This is a genomic window from Bradyrhizobium sp. AUGA SZCCT0169, from assembly GCF_018130085.1.
Taxonomy (GTDB): Bacteria; Pseudomonadota; Alphaproteobacteria; order Rhizobiales; family Xanthobacteraceae; genus Bradyrhizobium.
In genome coordinates, this window is the sequence record NZ_JAFCMC010000003.1 from 227,469 (window position 1) to 245,793 (window position 18,325).

The window sequence follows — 18,325 nt, forward strand, 5'->3', positions numbered from 1 at the left end:
CGTAAAACGCAAAAGACCTCCGAGCCGAAGCTGGAGGCCTTCACTGTCACGAGGGGTACATCCGCCCTTCGCGACACTACTGGCGCGCATCGCTTGCGCTATGATTGATAGTCATAATCCACGACCGTCAACGTTTTATGACGTTGAAATCGCGATGATGGTGCGCGGGGCGGTGCCGAGCGATATCGAACCACCCCGCAACACTGAAAAATTGGCGACCTCTACAAGCGTCCTCTACAGGTCTGGCGATACCTGCGGCAATTTCCCTCGCCTCGTTCGCCCAACTGGTCCTTGTTGAGGCAGGCTTGTCTCAGTTCGCCGCACACGTCTCTCCGAGCTGATCCTTGGCAAGTCTCCCGGTATCTGCGGCAATTTCCTTCCCCACGCTCCCCTAGCGCGTCCTTGTTTTCGCAGGCACGCCGCAATTGCTCGCATTGCCCACCCCCTCGACCCTCGTACACTCGAACGCCCCCCGGCCCAACCTCAACGGATTGGGAAAAGGCCGGGATCGGAGTTACAAAAAGAGCAGTTGCCGCTGCGGCGCCGAGCGCATACTTGCGCATTCCTCTAAACATCCTGGTCCTCCAGCTGCTAGGTGCCCGTGAACTATCACGCGGGAAGCCGGATTTCGTTCCGAGGAAATGCACGAAAGTCGCTTATGGAACCCCGACGGGAAAATCAGCTCGTGTAGGGCGGGTTCTCTTTAACCCGCCATCTTGCATGGAGCGCGGCGGGTTAAAGAGAACCCGCCCTACCCAGCTGCGTCGCCTCGCTTGCAACTGGAATCTGGCTGCGGTGGGTGCGACAAAGCAACCCGTCGGGCAAATCAGTTCTGATTTACGGAAATCGTGTCAAGCAGAAAAATTCCGGAAATCAAAAATATTTCTCTTTCCTTCGACCCAAATCACCGGCACATTCTCGCCATCCCGTCCCACTCAGAGGGGCGTCGGCCGTCGTCACGACGAGGGGCGGGTCGCGGTGGACGCTGATGTTGCGATTGACGGTCGCGGCAAAGGCGTACGGTGAAAGCGTGTGGTCCTGGCGCCCGTAACGGCGTCAAGCTCTGAAGAAGCTAACGCTTCCGAGGGGTGATGGTGGCAATAGAGGCCGTCTCACCGGGGAGAGCGCGTTATAAGCCGTAAAGCCACTGCGCAGGGAATGTCGGATGTTCTCCGCTGCCCTGTATGCTCGTGTGCAGCTTTCTTAGCACAATCGCACGCGAGACCGCGGGTGCAGCGCGCATCCGGCATTCCCTGCGCCCTCTGTTTTGAAGGGCGAAACGATTTGCAAAACTTCGGGCGCAATGCGCCGCGAGAATGCGAAGGTGCGTTTTGAATGATGGTGCGACAACAAACACCACCGTCGTCCCGGCCTTGAGCTCAGATGCGCAATTGCGCATCGGGGGACCCATACGCCGCGGCCCATCGGTGAGAGCGCTGGCGTCAGATACCTTCTTCAACAACAACTGCCGCGGCGTATGGGTCCCGGGTCGAGCCCGGGACGACGCGTGGATAGAACCGGAGCGTTACAGCGTCGGCATCTCGACCTGATACGATGTTCGCCCATAATCATCCCGACTTGAGTCCAGTCGCTACGTCTCGCCTGACGGAATATTTCCTCGCTTGCCAAGGTCCTTCCGACAGGCCAGAAAAACCTTGGAAATAAGAAACGCCAGCGGAGAATGATTTGACCATCAAGGGCAAAGCCTACATTGCCGGGATCTATGAGCATCCGACCCGGCACGCACCCGATAAATCCACCGCGCAGTTGCACGCCGAGGTCGCCAAGGGCGCGATCGAGGACGCCGGGCTAACCAAGGCCGATATCGACGGCTATTTCTGCGCCGGCGATGCCCCGGGCGGCCTCTGGCCGATGGTCGACTATCTCGGCCTCAAAGTGCGCCACATGGATTCCACCGACACCGGTGGCTGTTCCTATCTGATCCATCTCGGCCACGCCGCCGAAGCGATCGCCGCTGGCAAATGCTCGATCGCGCTGATCACGCTCGCCGGCAAGCCGCGCACCGGCCCGATGCCGCCGCGCGCCGCCGGCGCCGAGGCCGATTTCGAGGCGGCCTATGGCGCGACTACCCACAATGCCTACGGCATGTGTGCCATGCGCCATATGCACGACTACGGCACCACCAGCGAACAGCTCGCCTGGATCAAGGTCGCGGCCTCGCATCACGCCCAGTACAACCCGCATGCGATGCTGAAGGAAGTCGTCACCGTCGAGGACGTCTTGAACTCGCCGATGATATCAGATCCGCTGCATCGCATGGACTGCTGCGTCGTCACCGATGGCGGCGGCGCGCTGATCGTCACCACGCCGGAAATCGCCAAAAGCTTGAAGAAGCCGCTGGTGCGCCTGATCGGCCACGGCGAAGCAATGAAGGGCCCGCGCGGCGGCAAGGATCTCGATCTGACTTATTCCGCCGGCGTCTGGTCCGGCCCGCGCGCGTTCGAGGAAGCGGGCGTGACGCCGAAGGACATCAAATATGCCTCGATCTACGACAGCTTCACCATCACGGTGCTGATGCAGCTCGAGGATCTCGGCTTCTGCAAGAAGGGCGAGGGCGGCAAGTTCGTCGCCGACGGCAATCTGATTTCCGGCGTCGGCAAATTGCCGTTCAACACCGATGGCGGCGGCCTCTGCAGCAACCATCCTGTGAACCGCGGCGGCATGACGAAAATCATCGAAGCGGTGCGCCAGCTGCGCGGCGAAGCGCATCCCAAGGTGCAGGTGCCAAACTGCGATCTCGCGGTCGCCCACGGCACCGGCGGACTTCTCGGCGTGCGCCATGCCGCCTCAACCTGCATTCTGGAGCGTGCGTGATGGCTGAAGCAAAGAAACTCCCCGTGCCGCAAGGCAACCCTGAGACCGCGCCGTTCTGGGAGGCCGCCAAGCAGGGCAAGTTCCTGATCAAGCGCTGCACCGCCTGCGGCGAGCCGCATTTTTTCCCGCGCTCGATCTGCCCGTTCTGCTTCTCCGACAAGACCGAGTGGGAGGAGAGTTCCGGTGAAGCCACGATCTACACCTTCAGCCTGATGCGCAAATCCCCGACCGGGCCTTACGCGATCGCCTATGTCACGCTGAAGGAAGGCCCGTCGCTGCAGACCAACATCGTCGATTGCGACATGGACAAGCTCAAGATCGGCCAGAAGGTGAAGGTGGTGTGGAAGCCGACCGACGGCGCGCCATTGCCGTTCTTCACGCCGGCGTAAGTTTCCCTTCTCCCCTCATGTCCGCCGAAGCCTTGGCGAAGGCGGATGTGGGAGAAGGTGGCAGCGAAGCTGCCGGATGAGGGGTTCTATCCACGGGCATATGTGCTCGTTGAACCAACCCCTCACCCAAGCGAGTTTGTTGCCGGCATCGGTGTAGCCCTCTCCCACAAGGGGAGAGGGCGCATTAATGGGCGCCGGTGAAGAAAAAGAATTCGGGAAGGACGCGCGAAGATGCCGATTAATTACGAACAGCTGATGGCCCTGAAAAATCTCGGCCAGAAATACGCCTATACCGACCGCGAGGTGATGCTCTACGCCTACGGCATCGGGATGGGCGCCGATCCGATGGACGAGAAGGAACTGGCCTTCGTCAACGAGGGCACGCTGACGCCGCGTCCGCTGAAGGTGGTTCCGACGTTCGCTTCGGTGGCGGCCTGGGGGGCAGGGCCCGGCGAGATGAATCTCAATCGCGTGATGGTGGTCGACGGCGAGCGCGACATCACCTTCCACAAGCCGCTGCCCGGCGCGGCGCATATCACGGCCGACTCGACCGTGCTCGACGTGTTCGACAAGGGCAAGGACAAGGGCGCGGTGATCCGCCACCAGACCGTGCTCAGGGACGAGAAGGGTGAGAAGCTTGCGACACTGGTCGCCTCGCGTTTCGCGCGCGGCGATGGCGGCTTCGGCGGACCGTCTGAAGGCCAGCCCGAGCCACACAAGGTGCCGAGCCGCGCGCCCGACAAGATCGTCGACATTTCCACGCGCCCGGATCAGGCGCTGGTCTATCGCCTGTGCGGCGATCGCAACCCGCTGCACTCCGATCCGGAATTCGCCAGGAAGGCCGGTTTCCCAAAACCGATCCTGCACGGCATGTGCACCTACGGCATCACCTGCCGCGGCGTGCTGCAGACCTATGCCGATTATGACTCCTCCGCCTTCAAGCAGCACGCGGCGCGATTCTCCTCGCCGGTCTATCCCGGCGAGACCGTGACGATGGAATTGTGGAAGGACGGCAACGTCGTTTCATTCGAAGCCAAGGTGAAGTCGCGCAATGTCACGGTGATCAAGAGCGGCAAGACGGTGCTGGGTTAAGAGGTCTCGTGCCCCGGACGCAGCGCGGCACGGAGTGCTGCGCTGCAGAGCCGGGGCCCACTGCGCCAGGTCCCGGCTCTGCGAAGCAGCGGTACACGCTGCATCGCGTCCGGGACACGAAACCGGAAAAAAGGAGAAACCACCATGGGATTACTCGACGGCAAGGTTGCGCTCATCACCGGTGCGGGCGGTGGGCTGGGTGAGGCCTACGCCAAATTGTTCGCGCGCGAGGGTGCGGCGGTCGTGGTCAACGATCTCGGCGGCCCGCGTGACGGCTCCGGTGGCGACCAGACCATGGCACAAAAGGTGGTCGAGGCGATCAAGGCCGAGGGCGGCCGGGCGGTCGCCAACGGCGCCGACATCTCGACCATGGCCGGCGGCCAGTCGGTGTTCGATGACGCCATCAAGAATTTCGGCCGCGCCGACATCCTCGTGAACAACGCCGGCATCCTGCTCGACGAGACTTTTTCCAAGGCGAAGGAAGCCAATTGGGACAAGGTGCTGAAGGTGCACCTCAAGGGCACCTTCTGCTGCACCCAGCCGGTGTTCAAATGGATGCGCGAGAATGGCGGCGGCGTCATCGTCAACACGTCCTCGACCTCGGGCCTGATCGGCAATTTCGGCCAGACCAATTACGGCGCCGCCAAGGGCGGTATCTGGGGACTGTCGAATGTGCTGGCGATCGAGGGTCGCAAATACAACATCCGGATCTGGACGCTGGCGCCGGGTGCGCTGACCCGCATGACCGCGGACCTGCCGCGCTATATCGAGAACCCCAAAGCGGCGCTGGGGCCCGATGGCATCGCGCCGGCCGTGCTATACATGGTCAGCGAATTGTCGGGCGACCAGACCGGCAAGACGCTCGGCGTTTCCGGTCCCCGCGGCGTCCGCGAGATGCGGATGATGGAAATGGAAGGCTGGAAGCCGCCCGGCGAGGCCTGGAAGGCGCAGGATATCGTCGAGCACGCCAAGGAGATCTTCTTCTCCGAGGAACAGATCAAGATGGGCGCGCGAAGGTTCTGACGTCGCGTCCCGTCCCCGAAGGAGGCTTCATGCTCGCACTGCGGCCCGCTCGTCCAGAGGAAGCGCCGGCACTTACCGAATTGTGCCTGCGCTCCAAGGCCGTGTGGGGCTATGACGCGGCCTTCATGCAGGCTTGCCGCAAGGAGCTTGCGATGACGCCTGCGGCGATCATGTCATCCCGCGTGCAGGTCGCCGAAGTCGATGGCCGTCTCGCCGGCGTTGCCGAGGTGAAATCCGAAGGCGATGTCGCGCAGCTCGAAAGGCTGTTTGTCGAACCGGGCATGCTTCGCGCCGGCACCGGCCGACAGCTGCTCGATTGGGCCAAGGCCACGGCACGCGCCGCCGGGGCCACGACCATGCTGATCAATGCCGACCCGGACGCGGCCCCGTTCTACCGCCGCATGGGGGCGGTCGACGATGGCGTTGTTCCATCCGGCTCGATCCCCGGAAGGTTCATTCCCAGGCTCAATCTCTCGCTTTGAGGCGCCAGTCAGTCGGTGGTATCACTAGTTCAGGGATTTCGTCCTCTCACCCTCATTTACGGAAACTGACCATGAAGCTTACCGCCCAGGCCGCAGGCACCTTTGCGATTGCGCCGACCCCGTTCCACGATGACGGCCGCATCGACGAGAAATCGATCGACCGGCTGACCGACTTCTATGCCGAAGTCGGCTGCGACGGCGTCACCGTGCTCGGCATTTTGGGCGAGGCGCCGAAGCTCGATGCGCATGAAGCCGAGCAGGTGGCGATCCGGTTTGTAAAACGCGCCAAGAACATGCAGATCATCGTCGGCGTCTCGGCGCCCGGATTTGCCACCATGCGTTCGCTGGCGAAGGCGTCCATGGACGCGGGCGCTGCCGGCGTCATGATCGCGCCGCCGCCTCACTTACGCACCGACGACCAGATCACCGGCTATTTCAAGCAGGCGCAGGAAGCGATCGGCGACGACATTCCCTGGGTGCTGCAGGATTATCCGCTGACGCTCAACGTCGTGTTCACGCCCGCGGTGATCCGCAAGATCGTGATGGATTCGCCTTCCTGCGTGATGCTCAAGCACGAGGACTGGCCGGGGCTGGAGAAGATCTCCACGCTGCGGAGCTTCCAGAAGGACGGCTCGCTGAAGCCGATGTCCATTCTGGTCGGCAATGGCGGCCTGTTCCTCGATTTCGAGATGGAGCGCGGCGCCGATGGCGCGATGACCGGCTACGCTTTCCCGGAATTGCTGATCGATGTCGTAAAACTGCAAAAGGCCGGCAAGCGCGACGCCGCGCACGATCTGTTCGATGCGCATCTGCCGCTGATCCGCTACGAGCAGCAGCCCGGCGCCGGTCTCGCCGTGCGCAAATACGTGCTGCAGAAGCGCGGCGTGATCGCCTCCAGCGCCCAGCGCAAGCCGGGCGCGACCATCACGGCGACGGCAAAGGCCGAAGTCGAATATCTGCTGTCGCGCGTGGCGCGGGTCGATCGCCGCGCCAACCTGCAACCGCAATCCAGCGCGGCGGGTTGATCCCATGACCGAACCCGCCAAAGCACCGCGCCCTGCGTCCACCATCCTGTTGCTGCGCGACGCCACGGAGCGAAGGGGCGACGGCAAGAACCGCGCCGAAATCGAGGTCTTCATGATGGTTCGCCATTATGAGATCGATTTCAATTCCGGCGCGCTGGTGTTTCCCGGCGGCAGCGTCGACAAGGGCGACCAGGAGATCATCGCGGCGCCCGAACTGTATTCAGGCGGCGAGGGGCTCGATGAGGCCACGCTCAGCTTCCGCATCGCGGCGATCCGCGAGACCTTTGAAGAGAGCGGCATCCTGCTGGCGCGCCCCAAGGGGTCGAAGACGCTCGTCGACGCCAAAAGGGCCAGCGAGATCGAGACCGCACATCGTGCCGACCTGTGCGACAGCAAGATCAGCTTCCTCCAGGTGCTGACCGACAACGGCATGGTGCTGGCGCTCGATGAACTCGTGCCCTATGCGCACTGGATTACGCCGGAAGGCATGCCGAAACGTTTTGACACCTGGTTCTTCCTCGCCGCCGCGCCGCCCGAACAGGTCGGCGCCCATGACGGCAAGGAATCCACCGATTCAATCTGGGTGTCGCCGCGCGAGGCGCTGGAAGGCGGCGAGAGCGGCCGCTTCAAGCTGCCGTTCCCGACCACGCGCAACCTGATCAAGCTCGGCAAGCAGGACAGCGTGCAGGCCGCGCTCGAGGATTCCAGAGGCAAATCCGTCGTCACGGTGACGCCGATCATGACCAGGAACAATGGCGGCCGTCAGCTGCGTATCCCGCTGGAGGCCGGCTATGACGGCGACGTGTTCGAGGTCGGCTCGGTCGGTTAGCCGTCATAGACAGACGCCTCACGCGAGATACGTGTCGATCACCGCCTGATCCTGATCCCAAACCCAGCATTCCCCAAGCAACCCGTCCCGCACGGCATAGACCAGCAGCCGCTCGAACTCCGCCGCCTTGCCATCGCGCTCGAAGCGCTCGCGCACCAGCAGCGCGCCACGCTCGGGGCCGGCCATGATGTCGACGATGCCGAGCAGTTTCCGGCTGGTGCGGCGGGTGACCTCGGCCAGGATCGAAAGCGCCGCCATCTTGCCCCGGTGGTCGCCAGCGAGCGGGTTGCGGCCGAAATAGTGCAGCGTGAAGTCGTCGTGGTAGCAGGCGGCGAGCGCGGCGCGGTCGCCGGCAAGCCAGGCGCTTGCGTAGCGCGTCACGGCCTGCCGGTTGCGCTCAATCGCGGCTTGGCTCTCGGTATCATCAGGCTTATCTGTCATCGTGCCGGGTCCTGTTGCTGTCCGGCACCCTACAATCGCCTGATCCATCCTGGCTTTCAGAAACTGGCTATGCGCGCAATCGGCGGGGCGAAATTGTTGGGGTGGGGCGCCCGCGTGCTCTATCTCGGCCCGGCCTTCGGATTGACGCCGCACCGCAATGCGACCGCCGTGCTTGCCGTGGGCCTCGATGCGGCGCTGGAAGTGGCCGACGATCCGACGGACCCCGCGACCGACTATCGTTCCACGCGTAGCGTGTTGATATTGCCCAACAGCCTGCATCATCTGCGGATCGCGCGCGGGCGCATGGCGTTCCTCTATGTCGATCCGCTGGGGCGCGACCTCAAGGCATTGCTGGCGCGAATGACGGATACGCGCGCGCGTGCGGCGTTCGATCTGCGGGAAGAGGCCGCGGTGATCGAGATCATGACCGGCCTTGCCGAAGATCGCATCCCGACGCGCGACGGACGTTCGTCGCTCGGCGAATTGCTCGGTGTCGGCACGCGCACCAAAGCCAATGCGCGGATATCGGTGGCGCTGCGGCTGATGCGGGATGAGCCGCATAAAGCCCACCGGCTCACTGAACTGGCGGAGCAGGCGGGGCTGTCGGCGTCGCGGTTCCTGCATCTGTTCAAGGCGGAGACCGGTGTGCCCTTGCGGCGTTACCGGATCTGGAACCGGATGGGCGCGGCGGTGCGCGCCTGCGGTGAGGGCTCGTCCCTGACAGAAGCCGCCCACGCCGCCGGCTTTGCCAGTTCGGCGCATTTCAGCAGCGCCTTTCGCGACATGTTCGGCATGATGCCGTCCGACCTGCTGAAAACCTTGCAGCCTGTGGAGGGCTAGGCAAGGCGCGGTTGTGTGTGAGGCCCGAGGGAAGGTCTGGCCATTTTGCCGCACGGCAAAGCCCCGCAGCGCCCAAAATCCCGGATTGGGGCAGCCGGGACCGGCAGTGTGACGCCAGCGTGACCAAGGGGGGGTGGACCGGTGCACCGCCCGGCCGGTCTGGCCGGCTTCGCGAGCTATTTCAGCATGTTCCCCACGACCCGAATAACGTCGTATATTACCGCCGATAGGAGCCCGGCCTCGATAACATGACCTCTGAATTGCCGCCGAATTCGCCAATGACGCGATCGTTTTCGTTGTCGATCGGCCAGCTGACATTCGGCAGTTTCATGCTGGTGCTGGCGGTGATCATCATCACCTCCACCGCCAGCGTCATCGCCATCCGCCACATCGATGCGACCTTCGCCGAGCTGCAGCGGCTGGAAAGCGTCGGCGACCTCGCCCAGGATATCGACCGGCGCATGAACGAGCTGCGGCTGGCGGCAAGGGATTTCGTCACCGACCCCGGCACCCAATCGGTCCAGGTCGGCGAGGCGGCGACCTCGCTCAGCGAGGTCCTGAAGAAAACCCGGCTGGAGCTTGCCCCCGAACAGCAGGACATGATCGATGGCGTCACCGAGCGCCTGTCGACCTACCGCAGCGGCATCGAGCGTATTTCCGCGCTGATCAACCGCCGCGCGGAGCTGATCGTCGGGCTACCGCCGCTGCGCGAGAAATTCGATGCCGCGATCGCCGACACCCCCGATCCACTGATGGCGTCGGCGCTGTTTCAGACCCAAAGCCAGATTGCCTCGGCTTTGCTGGCGCGAAATCCCTCCGCGGCTGAACTGGCGGCGCAAAGCATGCGCTCGATGACGATGGCGGAGCCAAAGCTTCGCGCGGCCGTCGATGATTATGCCCTGGCGATTATCAACATTTCGACCCGCGAGCGGCAGATTTCCGACATCGACAAGGAAGTGCTGGGCGCGGAGGGCCGCCTGATCCAGCGCGTCACCGAATTGTTGCGTGAGGTCAGCGCGCGTCGCGGCCATGTACTGTCCCGCGATTTCGCCCGGACGCTGACGGAGGCCAAATGGCAGAGCATCGTGCTCGGCACCGCCGGCGTCCTGATCGGGCTGTTCGCCTCGCTGCTGGTGGTCAGGCGCACCGTGCGCCCGCTCGCAACCATCGCGACCTCGATCCGCAAGGTGGCCGGCGGCGAAAAGAACACCTCGATCCCGCAGACCGATGTCGACAACGAAATCGGCGACATCGCGCGAGCCGCCGAAGTGTTCCGCCAGACGCTGGTCGATGCCGATGCGGCGCGCGAGGCGGCGGTACGTGCGCTGGCCGAACAGCGTCTCGCCGAGGAAAGCTATCGAAAACTGTTCGAAGCGTCGGTGGACGGAATCTACGTCACCACGCCCGGAGGGGCGCTGCTCAATGCCAACCCGGCGCTGGCGCGGATGATGGGTTACGCCACGCCGCAGGATCTGATCAACGGCCTCGGCGACGTCTCCGAATCCGTCTATGTCGATCCGCAGGCGCGCGTGGAATATGAGCGGCTGATGGAACGCGACGGCATGGTACGCGAGTACGAGTACCAGGTTCGCGCGCGCGACGGGACGGTGCTCTGGCTCTCTGACAGCGCCAGCGCGGTGCGCAACGAGAATGGCGAACTGATCCGTTACGAGGGAACGGTCCGCGACATCACCGACCAGAAACGGGCCGAGGATGCGATCGCCGAAGGTCGCCGTTTGCTGCAGCAGGTGATCGATACCGTGCCCGCGGTGATCAACGTCAAGGACAGGCAGCTCCGCTATCTCCTGATGAACCGCTACATGGCCGGTATTTTTGGCATCGAGCCCGGGGAAGCCATCGGTCGCACCACGGCCGAGCTGATGTCACGCTATGGCGCGGCGAAGACCGATGAGCCGGACAAGCGGGTACTGGCCGGCGGCAGCGAACTCGGCTTCTATGAGGAAGAGTACAAGGATTCCACCGGCAATATGCGGCAATGGCTGGTCAACAAGCTGCCGCTACTGGATGCGTCGGGCGAGATCGAGAACATCGTCACGGTCGCGCTCGACATCGGCGAGCGCAAGCGCGTCGAACTCGAGATGCGCAAGGCCAAGGACGCCGCGGAAGGCGCGCTGCGAAATTTGCGGGAAACGCAGAATTCGCTGATTGAAGCCGAAAAGCTCGCAGCCCTCGGGCGGCTGGTGGCGGGCGTCGCGCACGAGGTCAACAATCCCGTCGGCATCAGTCTCACGGTCGCCTCCGCGCTGGAGCGCAAGGCGGCGAATTTCACCGCCGAAGTGGCGCGTGGCGAACTGCGGCGGTCCAGTTTGACCGATTTTCTCGAAACCAGTCGCGACGCGTCATCGCAGCTCGTCGCCAATCTCAATCGCGCCGCCGAACTGATCCAGTCGTTCAAGCAGGTCGCTGCCGACCGCAACTATTCCGACCAGCGCAGCTTCGACCTTGGCGATCTTACCGAGCAGGTGGTGATGAGCTTGCGGCCGGGCCTTCGCAAACACAATCTGACGCTCAACGTCGATTGCCAGCCCAACCTGACGATGAACAGCTATCCCGGGCCTTACGGACAGGTGCTGACCAATCTGTTTCTCAATTCGGTCGCGCACGCGTTCCCTGACGGCAAGCCGGGCACGGTCGATATCCAGGTGCGCGAGTCCGGCAAGGACAATGTCGAGGTTCTGTTTTCCGACAATGGATGCGGCATGACCCTCGACGTTCGTCGCCGCGCGTTCGATCCGTTCTTCACCACACGCCGCGACCAGGGCGGCACCGGGCTCGGCCTGCACATCGTCTACAGCATCGTGACCAACCGTCTCGGCGGGCGGCTCGACCTCGATTCGGAGCCGGGAGGCGGCACACGGATCCAGATGATCCTGCCGCGCATCGCGCCGCTCGAAATGGCGGCGGAGTAGGGAGTAGACTGGCGCGCTAGTTGGTGTCGGCCAGCTTGCGCAGCGTGGCGCCGAAAATCTGGCTGGCTTTGCCGACCAGCGCCGTCCCGTTCATGGTTCCCCGCGTATCGGTGAACGTGCCTGATACGCCGATGCCGACGGGGGCCGGCCCGCCGAACAGCGGATTGGCATCGGGGCTCGACGTGTGACGCTGCACCAGCACCTCGCCCTTGAAGGTATCGCCCTTCACGGTGTAGCTGCCGGTGTAAAACAGATAGGCGTCGCCGCCGAGGATCTGGCCATCGCGGAACAGAATCACACCGCTGCCCTTGCCGGACCGCCCGTCCAGCAGGCTGACGTGGATCGAATACAGACCGTTTTTCATGACGTCCCAATCGGCCTCCGCGCCCACGGAACCCGGTCAGCTTTTATGCCAAAGCGGCACCTGCGGCGTCAACGTGGCAGGCCGTAAATATGCGCGCGCGCAGCGCGGTGGGTCACGCGTATTTCTGGTCGCGCTCCAGGAGCTCGATGGCTATGCCCTGCGGTCCGCGGATGAAGCAGATGCGTACGCCGGGCCGGATCGTTGTCGGTGGCTTGGTGAACTCGACGCCTTTGGCCTTGATCTCGGCGGCGACGGCATCGATGTCCTTTACCGTCAGTCCGAAATGATCGAGGCCCTGATAGGGCGTCACCGGCGGCGTGTTGACGCCGTCACCGGCCGCAACAGGGGCGATGAACACATTGGCGCCACCGAGCTTGACGTCGATTCGGCCTGGGCCGCGGACGATCTCGCCGCCCAGAATATCGGCAAGCCAGGCCGCGGTCGCTTCCGGATCGGGACTGCGCAGGTGGACATGGTCCCAAGTTACTGTCGGCATATTCGTCTCCCCAAGCCTCGTGCCCGTCGCGGTGATTGTTGCCGCGCCGCCAATCTAGCGGCCGGTGGTCCGCAATTCCATCCCCTGCGGTGCGCCTCGGCGGCCGCAAAATTGTCGAGCTCGCGTGCAACCATTCTGACCGTGCGTGATTATTGAGCTAGCGGCGGAACCGTCCAGCGGCAGTCGTGTGAGAGGCCGTACGGCGTAACGCCCGTAGGGCCTTTTTCATGCGCGGGTGCGGTGATATCGCCGCCGGGTGAGGGCATGGCCATGATGATCGCTGGACGGTCGTTTGGAGCCCCGCAAGCGCGACTGCTCGCGTTGCCGGCCATCGCCATCGCGGGATGCACGATATGGATGATGCTTCCCGGACCAAGCGACGCCGAGGGCGACGCCGCAGCAGAACCTTCCTCGGTCATCTACGCGCAGAATGTATCGCTGCTTGAAGATGCGGCGGCTAAGACCACTTTGGCGAATCCGGACCAAGCCTCGACGCCCGCCGCGGTGACCGCACCGTTGTCGCTCGCGCCGGAAGCGAGGTCGCCGATCGAGGGTTTGCGGATTTCCTCGCAATCGTGGCGAAGGGGTGGGCTGGGCTCGAAGGCGCTCGTGACCTTCACGCTGCGCAACGCCAATGAGTATCCGGTGAAGGATATCGAGATTGCCTGCGCCTTTACCCGCCGCGACGGCAGCCATTTGACCGACCGCCGGCGAGTGATCCCCGACACCGTGAACACCAGGAGCCGGAAGGTCTATTCGGGCGTGCTGGTCGGCTTCGTCAACGTTAACGCAAACAAGGCGAAATGTTCGCTGGTAACGGCAAGCCGAACTTAGCCCTGCGACCCAGCGCTGCGAACCCGAAAATGTGATCGCCGCCGTTGAACCTGGGGGATGCCCCAGGAACTAATCATCATATCTCCAGTTAGCCGAATGTACCGCGCGAACGGCGCGGGGGGAGCGACGTCAATGCCCGTAGCGCGCTATTTCCTGTTTGTCGGCGCGGCTTTGCTCGCGCTGTTGTTCGCGCTCGATGCCTTTGCCCCGCAACAGGTCGCCGTGGCTAGCAATTCGACAGGCTCGATCGACAAGACCGTCGTGCGGATCCGTTCCGACCAGAAACCTCCGGAACGCGTGGTTTACGACATGAGCCTTCCCACCATTGTTCCGCCGGCTGTGACCACCCAGGTGGCGGCGGCTCCGGCTGCGCCGATTGCCGACCTCAACGCCCAGGCTCGGGTGCGTGACACTTTTGCCCAGTTCGTACCGGCTGAAGCCAAGAAGGTTGAGCCGCAGGCTCCACGCAAGCGCAAGATCGCCAAGGTTCGCCCGGTTCAGCAGCCGACGATGCGCTTTGCCCAGCAGCAGCACTTTGGCTTTGGCTTCTTCGGGAGTAACACCTGGTAGCATCTATCCGCTTGTGAGGCCGCCCTGAGGACAACCGGTTTGACGGTTACCGGGGCAACTGCGGAAGCTTGTCGACAAATTTGTTGAAGCAGGTCAGCCGCTCGTCTTCTTCCTTCACGAACCGGCATTCACTGACAGTCTTGGCGGCCGCCGGCTTCGGTTTCGGCTGCGGCGCATAGACGCCGTCATAGCAGGTCAGGCGTTCCTTGGTTCCGTCGTCGATGTCCTGACACGCCTGCAGTTTCTGGGCGGGAGACAGGGGCTTGGCGGGCGCCGCCTTGGCCGACTTCTTCTCGCCAGAGGGCTTTTTCGACCCGACCTGCACCAGCGGTTTGCCGCCAACGGTCGGAGGAGGGGCCGGATTCGCGGGGGCGGGCGTAGCCGTTCCCTGAGCAAACGCTGCGGCCGGATACATGATCGCCAGCGCCAGGATCATCTTTCTCATGTCAATCGCTCTCGAATGCTTGGTTTGCCGGTTCGGTCATGCGCGGAAATGGCGCACTCGGAGAGATTCGAACTCCCGACCCTCGGAATCGAAATCCGATGCTCTATCCAGCTGAGCTACGAGTGCCTGTAGCCCGCCCGATTATCAGACTTGTCCGGGCAGGGCCAGCAGCGGAACGTTTAGTAACAGGGGTGCCGGCCGCCCTGGCCGATGTAGGCGGCCGAGCCCTGGCGGCAGTAGTTGGTCGAGGGCCCGTCATAATAGGCAAAAGTGCCGGGCTGGGAGCCGGGCCCGTAATTGTGCATGTAGCTGATCGGGTAGGGCAGCCAGTGATGGTGATGGCGGTGATGCCGGTTATGGCGGGCGTCCGCCAGGCTGGGCGCCAGGGCCGCGGCAGCAAACAGGGCGGCGGCGATCAAGAACTTGGCTTTGGGCATTTGATTCTCCGGGGATCCCACTGGAAACTAGACGTTTTTGGCCGGTCCGGGCACCATTTTACGCGAAACCACCGGAAAAGCTGCGGAAAACTGGCGGAAGCTTGCCTATTTTTGGCCCCTAAGGGATGCTTAACGAAATCCCAACACAGTCCGGCCAAGGTTCTGCGGTGTGGTCGGGACTTCAAGGGCCACCCTCCGCTTTGACAAGGCTACCCGGTTCCTGATCGACCCATGCGCATCACGTCCTTTGCCCTGCTGTTCCTCTCGGTTCTGGTCGCGACCCCGGCGCGGGCCGATCTGCACATCACGCGCGACCATGGCGGCTACGTCGAGGAATACAAGGTTAAGTACAAGCGCATCCGCGACCGCAAGGAACGCGTCATCATCGACGGCATCTGCAACTCGGCCTGCACACTGGTGTTCGGCATCGTGCCGATGAACAAGATTTGCGTGACGCCCAAGGCGAGCCTCGGCTTCCATCAGGCCTATTACGACAAGGCCTTCACCTTCGGCATCAAGGTCACGAGCTCTGACGGAACGTCGGACCTGATGTCCTATTATCCGGATACCGTGAAAGACTGGATCCGCCGCAATGGCGGGCTCACCACCGAGATGAAGAAGATCAAGAACGGTGGCGAGCTCTGGAAGATCGTCGATCCCTGTCCGGAAGCGTTTTGAGCCGGGCGCAACCACGCCGGCCGCGCGCCGTCAGTTCTTCTTAGAACGTCACGAAGCCTCGGATCGATTTCCCGCGCCTTTCGCGGATGTCGAGTGGCTCATGTAGTGGTCAATGGGTTTGCCGCCGAGCGAGAAACGCAAGGTACCGTCGGGCATCAGGCCCTGGCCTCGAGTGCGTTCAGGATCTTGCGATGTTGTCACGACATGGCGCGCGATCGACCCGCGCGATCAGTCCTTGCCGCATGGCATGTGATCGGGCACTACGCGTTCGCAAATGAACCGTGACCATGAAGATATTGCCGCGCGGGCGGCGCCGGCGATTTTCGTCGTGCTGTGGAGCACCGGCTTCATCGCCACCAAATACGTCGTCAATAACGCCGATCCCTTGACCTATCTTGCGATCCGGATGGCGCTGGTGGTGGTCTTGATGGCTGGCATCGTCGCGATCGCGCGGCCCCGCTGGCCGGATCGGATCGGCATCTTCCACAGCGCCGTCGCCGGCATTCTGGTGCACGGGTTCTATCTCGGCGGCACCGCGATTGCGATTGCGCATTCGATTCCCGCAGGACTGTCCGCGCTGATCCCCGGCCTGCAGCCGATCCTGACCTCGACCATCGCCAACCGCTGGCTCGGCGAGCGCGTCACGGCCATTCAATGGGCCGGACTTTTGCTCGGGCTGGCGGGCGTGGTGCTGATCCTGCACAACCGGCCGATGAGCGGCGAGGCGGGGTGGGGCTGGCTCGCTTCCGGCGTGTCGTTGATCAGCATCACGCTCGGCACGCTGTACCAGCGGCGCTATTGCAACGCGATCGACTGGCGCGCGGGCAATCTCGTGCAATACGTCGCGGTGACGATCTTCTTTGGAATCGGGGCATGGCTGTTCGAGAACAACGTGGTGCATTGGACCACGGAGTTCACGCTCGCGCTGAGCTGGCTGGTCGTTGTGCTGTCGATCGGATCGATCGGGTTGTTGTACTGGCTGATCCGTCGCTCAGCCGCGACGTCGGTGGCGAGCCTGTTCTATCTGGTGCCAGCGGTGACGGCGCTGATGGCCTATGTGCTGTTCGGCGAACGTCTCGATGCAATCGCCATCGTAGGGATGATCGCGTGCGCCGCCGCCGTGTTGCTGGTCAACCGGCGCGCCGCGTGAGGATGTTCAGGCATTGCGAATGCTCGCATAGGCCGCGAGAGCGCGTTCGCGACGAGCCTTGTGATCGATGATCGGCCGCGGATAGGTTCTGCCGAGTTCGATGCCGGCGCCGGCCAGTTCAAGCGGTGTCGCGGTCCAGGGTTGATGGATCACTTTGTCGGGCAGTTGCTTCAGCTCCGGCACCCAGCGCCTGACATAGACGCCGTCGGGATCGAACTTCTCGCCTTGCAGGATCGGATTGAATACCCGGAAGTAGGGTGCGGCGTCGGCGCCGCAACCGGCGACCCACTGCCAGTTAGCCGGGTTGCTGCCGGCATCGGCATCGACGAGCGTATCCCAGAACCATTGCTCGCCCTCGCGCCAGTCGATCAGGAGATGCTTGACGAGGAACGAGGCCACCACCATCCGCACCCGGTTGTGCATCACGCCGGTGTGCCAGAGTTCGCGCATGCCGGCGTCGACGATGGGGTAGCCGGTCAGGCCGCGCTGCCAGGCGCGCAATGCCTTGGTGTCGTGCTTCCAGGGAAACGCGTCGAACGATGCCTGCAGATTGCGCGTTGCGAGATCCGGCACGTCGTAGAGCAGATGACGGCAGAATTCGCGCCAGCCGAGTTCGCTGAGGAATTTATCGATATCGGATGACAGGCGAGGGTGCTCAGCGGCGGCGAATTTTGCGGCGTGCCAGACCTGACGCGGGCTGGTCTCGCCGAAGCGCAGATGCGGCGACAGAAGCGAAGTGCCCTCGCGGTCAGGGCGGTCGCGGTCACCGGAATAGCCGGCGATACCACCGGCGAGGAACGCCTTGAGCCGCGCCTGCGCCGCAGCTTCGCCGGGCCGCCAGTTTTCGCGCAGACCGCCGGCCCAGTCGGGACGGGTGGGCTCGAGATGCCAGTCTTCCAGCGCATCGCTGGCGATACCGGATATGCCGTTCAGCTTCGTCGGCGCCGGCAGCGGTTTTGGCGGATCGCCGAGGGATTGCACCCGCCGCCAGAACGGCGTGAACACCCGCAGGCCACGGTTCTCCTTGTTCCGGATCTGGCTCGGCGCCACCAGCAGGTCGCCGGGAGATCTGTGAGTCGTAACACCACCGAGTGCCGCCGCGACCTGATCCGCCACCCGCTGCTGCGGTGCCTGTGCAATCTCGTTCCAATAGACGGCGCCGGCATCGACCTCGCGCGCAAGGCCGGCAATGACCGTGGAGGCCGACCCTCGGCGCAATACGAGGGACGCGCCCCGATCCCGGAGGCTCTCTTGCAAGGCGCGCAACGACTGCGCCAGCCACCAGCGGGCAGCACCTCCGAGCGGACGAACGCCCGGCGTCCTCTCGTCGAGCACGAAAATGCACACAACCGGCGCTTGTGTGCTGGCGGCCGCGTGCAGGGCGGGATGGTCCGAAAGGCGCAGGTCCTCACGGTACCAGACGATGGCCGGTCGAGGACTCGTCATGCGCGCATCAGTTTCATCA

General features: G+C 63.4%; 19 protein-coding genes and 1 tRNA gene. 13 read left to right on the forward strand and 7 right to left on the reverse strand.

Annotation, left to right across the window (positions count from 1 at the left end):
• Window positions 1-1,686 precede the first annotated feature (1,686 nt).
• The 7 genes from JQ609_RS04900 to JQ609_RS04930 all read left to right on the forward strand — a co-directional run bounded on the left by JQ609_RS04900 (window position 1,687) and on the right by JQ609_RS04930 (window position 7,675).
• A complete protein-coding gene (locus tag JQ609_RS04900) occupies window positions 1,687-2,835 on the forward strand; it encodes a thiolase domain-containing protein (RefSeq protein ID WP_192733811.1) in 1,149 nt (382 codons plus the stop codon).
• Window positions 2,835-3,224 carry a Zn-ribbon domain-containing OB-fold protein gene (locus JQ609_RS04905; protein WP_211998121.1) on the forward strand — a complete coding sequence of 130 codons (390 nt, stop codon included), beginning with the start codon at window positions 2,835-2,837 and terminating at the stop codon, window positions 3,222-3,224. Before JQ609_RS04900 ends, JQ609_RS04905 begins: the two co-directional genes overlap by 1 nt.
• 231 nt (window positions 3,225-3,455) lie before the next feature.
• On the forward strand, window positions 3,456-4,316 hold the full coding sequence (locus JQ609_RS04910; RefSeq protein WP_212208928.1) for a MaoC/PaaZ C-terminal domain-containing protein: 861 nt from the start codon (window positions 3,456-3,458) through the stop codon (window positions 4,314-4,316).
• Window positions 4,317-4,460: 144 nt separating this feature from the next.
• Window positions 4,461-5,339 (forward strand): SDR family oxidoreductase, encoded by an 879-nt coding sequence (locus JQ609_RS04915; protein ID WP_212272205.1) that lies wholly within the window; start codon window positions 4,461-4,463, stop codon window positions 5,337-5,339.
• 29 nt (window positions 5,340-5,368) lie between these two features.
• Complete coding sequence (locus JQ609_RS04920; protein ID WP_212272206.1) at window positions 5,369-5,821, forward strand: GNAT family N-acetyltransferase; 453 nt, start codon at window positions 5,369-5,371, stop codon at window positions 5,819-5,821.
• Between the two features lie 71 nt (window positions 5,822-5,892).
• Window positions 5,893-6,846 carry a dihydrodipicolinate synthase family protein gene (locus tag JQ609_RS04925; RefSeq protein ID WP_212208931.1) on the forward strand — a complete coding sequence of 318 codons (954 nt, stop codon included), beginning with the start codon at window positions 5,893-5,895 and terminating at the stop codon, window positions 6,844-6,846.
• Window positions 6,847-6,850: 4 nt separating this feature from the next.
• A complete protein-coding gene (locus tag JQ609_RS04930; RefSeq protein WP_212272207.1) occupies window positions 6,851-7,675 on the forward strand; it encodes an NUDIX hydrolase in 825 nt (274 codons plus the stop codon).
• 18 nt (window positions 7,676-7,693) lie between these two features.
• On the opposite strand, the gene JQ609_RS04935 is transcribed toward JQ609_RS04930, so the two are convergent.
• Window positions 7,694-8,116, reverse strand: a complete 423-nt coding sequence (locus JQ609_RS04935) for a nuclear transport factor 2 family protein (protein ID WP_212272208.1) — start codon at window positions 8,114-8,116, stop codon at window positions 7,694-7,696.
• Window positions 8,117-8,185: 69 nt separating this feature from the next.
• Between JQ609_RS04935 and JQ609_RS04940 the strand changes: the two genes are divergently transcribed.
• Both JQ609_RS04940 and JQ609_RS04945 read left to right on the forward strand, forming a co-directional pair.
• Complete coding sequence (locus tag JQ609_RS04940) at window positions 8,186-8,956, forward strand: AraC family transcriptional regulator (RefSeq protein ID WP_212272209.1); 771 nt, start codon at window positions 8,186-8,188, stop codon at window positions 8,954-8,956.
• A 248-nt stretch (window positions 8,957-9,204) separates the two neighbouring features.
• The gene (locus tag JQ609_RS04945) at window positions 9,205-11,886 is read left to right on the forward strand and encodes a PAS domain S-box protein (RefSeq protein ID WP_212272210.1); all 2,682 of its coding nucleotides are present in this window, start codon (window positions 9,205-9,207) and stop codon (window positions 11,884-11,886) included.
• 16 nt (window positions 11,887-11,902) lie between these two features.
• On the opposite strand, the gene JQ609_RS04950 is transcribed toward JQ609_RS04945, so the two are convergent.
• A complete protein-coding gene (locus tag JQ609_RS04950) occupies window positions 11,903-12,250 on the reverse strand; it encodes a GrlR family regulatory protein (RefSeq protein ID WP_192733799.1) in 348 nt (115 codons plus the stop codon).
• A gap of 112 nt (window positions 12,251-12,362) precedes the next feature.
• On the reverse strand, window positions 12,363-12,746 hold the full coding sequence (locus JQ609_RS04955; RefSeq protein ID WP_212272211.1) for a VOC family protein: 384 nt from the start codon (window positions 12,744-12,746) through the stop codon (window positions 12,363-12,365).
• A 264-nt stretch (window positions 12,747-13,010) separates the two neighbouring features.
• Here JQ609_RS04955 and JQ609_RS04960 point away from each other — a divergent pair, with 264 nt between their 5' ends.
• Entirely contained in the window at window positions 13,011-13,580 is a 570-nt protein-coding gene (locus JQ609_RS04960; RefSeq protein ID WP_212208936.1) for a hypothetical protein, read from the forward strand.
• A gap of 96 nt (window positions 13,581-13,676) precedes the next feature.
• Window positions 13,677-14,150: a hypothetical protein gene (locus tag JQ609_RS04965; protein ID WP_249127647.1), complete on the forward strand. Its 474-nt coding sequence runs from the start codon at window positions 13,677-13,679 to the stop codon at window positions 14,148-14,150.
• Between the two features lie 46 nt (window positions 14,151-14,196).
• On the opposite strand, the gene JQ609_RS04970 is transcribed toward JQ609_RS04965, so the two are convergent.
• The 3 genes from JQ609_RS04970 to JQ609_RS04980 all read right to left on the reverse strand — a co-directional run bounded on the left by JQ609_RS04970 (window position 14,197) and on the right by JQ609_RS04980 (window position 15,032).
• The gene (locus JQ609_RS04970) at window positions 14,197-14,586 is read right to left on the reverse strand and encodes a hypothetical protein (RefSeq protein ID WP_409411162.1); all 390 of its coding nucleotides are present in this window, start codon (window positions 14,584-14,586) and stop codon (window positions 14,197-14,199) included.
• Between the two features lie 58 nt (window positions 14,587-14,644).
• Window positions 14,645-14,721 (reverse strand) — tRNA-Arg (locus JQ609_RS04975).
• Between the two features lie 53 nt (window positions 14,722-14,774).
• A complete protein-coding gene (locus tag JQ609_RS04980) occupies window positions 14,775-15,032 on the reverse strand; it encodes a hypothetical protein (RefSeq protein WP_212208938.1) in 258 nt (85 codons plus the stop codon).
• A gap of 231 nt (window positions 15,033-15,263) precedes the next feature.
• On the opposite strand from JQ609_RS04980, the gene JQ609_RS04985 reads away from it, so the two are divergent.
• Window positions 15,264-15,710: a hypothetical protein gene (locus JQ609_RS04985; protein WP_212272213.1), complete on the forward strand. Its 447-nt coding sequence runs from the start codon at window positions 15,264-15,266 to the stop codon at window positions 15,708-15,710.
• 274 nt (window positions 15,711-15,984) lie between these two features.
• A complete protein-coding gene (locus tag JQ609_RS04990; RefSeq protein WP_212272214.1) occupies window positions 15,985-16,860 on the forward strand; it encodes a DMT family transporter in 876 nt (291 codons plus the stop codon).
• A 6-nt stretch (window positions 16,861-16,866) separates the two neighbouring features.
• On the opposite strand, the gene JQ609_RS04995 is transcribed toward JQ609_RS04990, so the two are convergent.
• On the reverse strand, window positions 16,867-18,306 hold the full coding sequence (locus JQ609_RS04995; RefSeq protein ID WP_212272215.1) for a deoxyribodipyrimidine photo-lyase: 1,440 nt from the start codon (window positions 18,304-18,306) through the stop codon (window positions 16,867-16,869).
• Window positions 18,307-18,325 lie beyond the last annotated feature (19 nt).

Bases quoted from the DNA above. Each gene is read 5' to 3' on its own strand.
- JQ609_RS04905 (WP_211998121.1), top strand. From the start codon at position 2,835: ATGGCTGAAGCAAAGAAACTCCCCGTGCCGCAAGGCAACCCTGAGACC.
- JQ609_RS04910 (WP_212208928.1), top strand. From the start codon at position 3,456: ATGCCGATTAATTACGAACAGCTGATGGCCCTGAAAAATCTCGGCCAG.
- JQ609_RS04915 (WP_212272205.1), top strand. From the start codon at position 4,461: ATGGGATTACTCGACGGCAAGGTTGCGCTCATCACCGGTGCGGGCGGT.
- JQ609_RS04920 (WP_212272206.1), top strand. From the start codon at position 5,369: ATGCTCGCACTGCGGCCCGCTCGTCCAGAGGAAGCGCCGGCACTTACC.
- JQ609_RS04925 (WP_212208931.1), top strand. From the start codon at position 5,893: ATGAAGCTTACCGCCCAGGCCGCAGGCACCTTTGCGATTGCGCCGACC.
- JQ609_RS04930 (WP_212272207.1), top strand. From the start codon at position 6,851: ATGACCGAACCCGCCAAAGCACCGCGCCCTGCGTCCACCATCCTGTTG.
- JQ609_RS04935 (WP_212272208.1), bottom strand. From the start codon at position 8,116: ATGACAGATAAGCCTGATGATACCGAGAGCCAAGCCGCGATTGAGCGC.
- JQ609_RS04940 (WP_212272209.1), top strand. From the start codon at position 8,186: ATGCGCGCAATCGGCGGGGCGAAATTGTTGGGGTGGGGCGCCCGCGTG.
- JQ609_RS04945 (WP_212272210.1), top strand. From the start codon at position 9,205: ATGACCTCTGAATTGCCGCCGAATTCGCCAATGACGCGATCGTTTTCG.
- JQ609_RS04950 (WP_192733799.1), bottom strand. From the start codon at position 12,250: ATGAAAAACGGTCTGTATTCGATCCACGTCAGCCTGCTGGACGGGCGG.
- JQ609_RS04955 (WP_212272211.1), bottom strand. From the start codon at position 12,746: ATGCCGACAGTAACTTGGGACCATGTCCACCTGCGCAGTCCCGATCCG.
- JQ609_RS04960 (WP_212208936.1), top strand. From the start codon at position 13,011: ATGGCCATGATGATCGCTGGACGGTCGTTTGGAGCCCCGCAAGCGCGA.
- JQ609_RS04965 (WP_249127647.1), top strand. From the start codon at position 13,677: ATGTACCGCGCGAACGGCGCGGGGGGAGCGACGTCAATGCCCGTAGCG.
- JQ609_RS04970 (WP_409411162.1), bottom strand. From the start codon at position 14,586: ATGATCCTGGCGCTGGCGATCATGTATCCGGCCGCAGCGTTTGCTCAG.
- JQ609_RS04980 (WP_212208938.1), bottom strand. From the start codon at position 15,032: ATGCCCAAAGCCAAGTTCTTGATCGCCGCCGCCCTGTTTGCTGCCGCG.
- JQ609_RS04985 (WP_212272213.1), top strand. From the start codon at position 15,264: ATGCGCATCACGTCCTTTGCCCTGCTGTTCCTCTCGGTTCTGGTCGCG.
- JQ609_RS04990 (WP_212272214.1), top strand. From the start codon at position 15,985: ATGAACCGTGACCATGAAGATATTGCCGCGCGGGCGGCGCCGGCGATT.
- JQ609_RS04995 (WP_212272215.1), bottom strand. From the start codon at position 18,306: ATGACGAGTCCTCGACCGGCCATCGTCTGGTACCGTGAGGACCTGCGC.